Annotated in this window: 2 protein-coding genes; both read left to right on the top strand. The window is 75.7% G+C overall.

What is annotated here, in order from left to right:
• Positions 1-118 precede the first annotated feature (118 nt).
• On the top strand, positions 119-1,333 hold the full coding sequence (locus ACFVU7_RS32860; protein WP_388048705.1) for a serine hydrolase domain-containing protein: 1,215 nt from the start codon (positions 119-121) through the stop codon (positions 1,331-1,333).
• A 105-nt stretch (positions 1,334-1,438) separates the two neighbouring features.
• A complete protein-coding gene (locus tag ACFVU7_RS32855) occupies positions 1,439-1,975 on the top strand; it encodes a hypothetical protein (protein ID WP_049651396.1) in 537 nt (178 codons plus the stop codon).
• Positions 1,976-2,084: the final 109 nt, after the last annotated feature.

Here is a 2,084-nt window from a genome sequence, read left to right as displayed (position 1 = left end):
CCCACTGCGCTCGGCGCCCCCCCCCCCCGTCCCCCCCAGGCGCGGGGTAGCCCAACACCTGTGCGCCGGGGGGCCACCCACCGGCCCGGACGACGACCAGTCTGGAGCCGGACCGCACGTGAACGCGCACACGAACCGCAACCGTTGGGCCGTCGTGGCCGCCTCCGCCGCCCTGGCGGCCGCGCTGACGGTCGGGGCGGGCACGCCCGCCCTCGCCACCACCTCCACCGCCACCGTGTCGGCGACGGCGGCGAGCCCGTCCGCACTGTCGCCGCTCGACCCGGCGGCGCTCCGGGCCGCCCTCGCCCAGCGGCCCGCCGCCGACGTCTCCGCCGGGTTCGTGCGGGTCACCGGCTCCGCCGGGAGGTTCGAGGGCAGCTCGGCGGAGGGCGGGGCGGCCGTGGACCCGCAGGGCCGGTTCCGGATCGGGTCGATCTCGAAGGTCTTCACCGCCACCGTCGTCCTCCAACTCGCCGCCGAGGGCCGGATCGACCTCGACGGCAGCGTCCGGCGGTACCTCCCGGACCTCCCCGCCCAGTTCGGGGCGGTCACGGTGGGGCAGCTGCTCAACCACACCAGCGGACTGCCCACCGGCGACAACACGTACTGGGGCGACGGCACCACCGGCTGGTTCGCCGAGCACCGGCTCGACGCGCCCACCCCCGAGGAGATCGTCGCCTCGACGGCCGGGCAGTCGTTGGCCTTCGACCCCGGCACCGCCCAGCAGTACAACGGCATGAACACCTTCGTCGCCGGGTTGGTCGTCGAGAAGGTCACCGGCCACCGCTACGCCGAGGAGCTGCGCCGTCGGATCATCGGCCCGCTCGGCCTGCGCGACACCTCCCTCCCGGACGCCGACGACCCGGCGCTGCGGCGCCCCGCGACCCGCCCGTACCTGACCGTCCCCGACGCAGACGGCGGCTCGCACCGCGTGGACGTCACCGAGCAGAGCCCGTGGCCCTGGGCCGAGGGCGGCATGATCTCCAGCGCCCCCGACCTGGACCGCTTCATGACCGCCCTGTTCCGGGGCCGCCTCCTCCCGCCGGCCCAGCAGGAGGAGCTGTTCACCGTCCCGGAGGTGCCCGTCGCCCCGGGCAACCGCTACTGCCCGGACGACACGGCGTGCCTGAGCATGGGCCTCGTGCGCCTCGCCTCCGGAGGCGTCGTGGCCTGGGGCAAGACCGGCTCCCGGCCCGGTTCCACCAGCGGCGTCTTCGCCACCCGCGACCTCTCCCGCACGGTCGTGTACTCGGTCGACCCGACCACGCTGAAGGGCACCGAGACCCCGTACGCCCTCGGGCTGCTGAAGTCCGCCTTCGGGTTGGGGAAGTAGGGCCCGTCTCCGCCGGTGGTCGGACGGGCGGCTGGCTCGCGCGGGGGAGGGGGACGGGCCGAGCGGTGGACGTGCGGCGGGGGCGGTGTCCGGGAGCGTGGACGCATGCTGAAGACCATCCCGGTGGGCGACACCGAGCGCCCCGTTCCCCGGTGGGCCCTGCGGCTCGCCAAGGCCCTCCCGTTCATCGTGCTGCCGCACTGCCTGTGGCGGCTGCCGTTCGCGTTCGACTTCCGGATGGGCACCGTCGACCCGCAGGCCCCGGCCTACGTCTGGTGGGCCGCCCCGTACGTGATCGGTCTGAGCGTGCTCACCGAGGCGCTGACGCTCCTGACCCTGGGGCTGGTCAGCGGTTGGGGCGAGGTGTTCCCGCGCTGGGTGCCCGTGCTGCGGGGCCGCCGGGTGCCGCCGCTCGCGGCGGTCGTCCCGGCCGTGCTCGGCGGGCTGGTCCTGGCGGCCCTGTTCGACGGGATGCCGCTCGGCTGGCTGGGGGTGTTCGAGGAGGTGGGCTACAGCAACGGCTGGTGGCTGCTCCTGGGGCGGGTCTGCACCTCGACGGCGATGTTCTGGGGCCCGATCACCCTCGCCCTGGCCTGGGCCTACCACCGCCGCCGTCGCCCCGCCGCCGCTCCGGCCCGTTGACGCCCGGCCGCGGGCGGGCCGCCGTGCGCGGGAAGTCGGCCCCGCCGCCGTCCCCCGCGTCCGCGGCGGGCGGCTCAGTGGGGGCGGGATTTCCGGTGTCGTATAAAAA

Origin of the sequence: Kitasatospora sp. NPDC058046 (assembly GCF_042885595.1) — a bacterium.
GTDB lineage: Bacteria > Actinomycetota > Actinomycetes > Streptomycetales > Streptomycetaceae > Kitasatospora.
Note: the sequence above shows the minus strand (reverse complement) of the source record. Positions and strands in the feature narration are given on the sequence as shown.

Excerpts from the sequence above, each read along its gene's own strand:
- ACFVU7_RS32855 (WP_049651396.1), top strand. The coding sequence starts at position 1,439 with ATGCTGAAGACCATCCCGGTGGGCGACACCGAGCGCCCCGTTCCCCGG.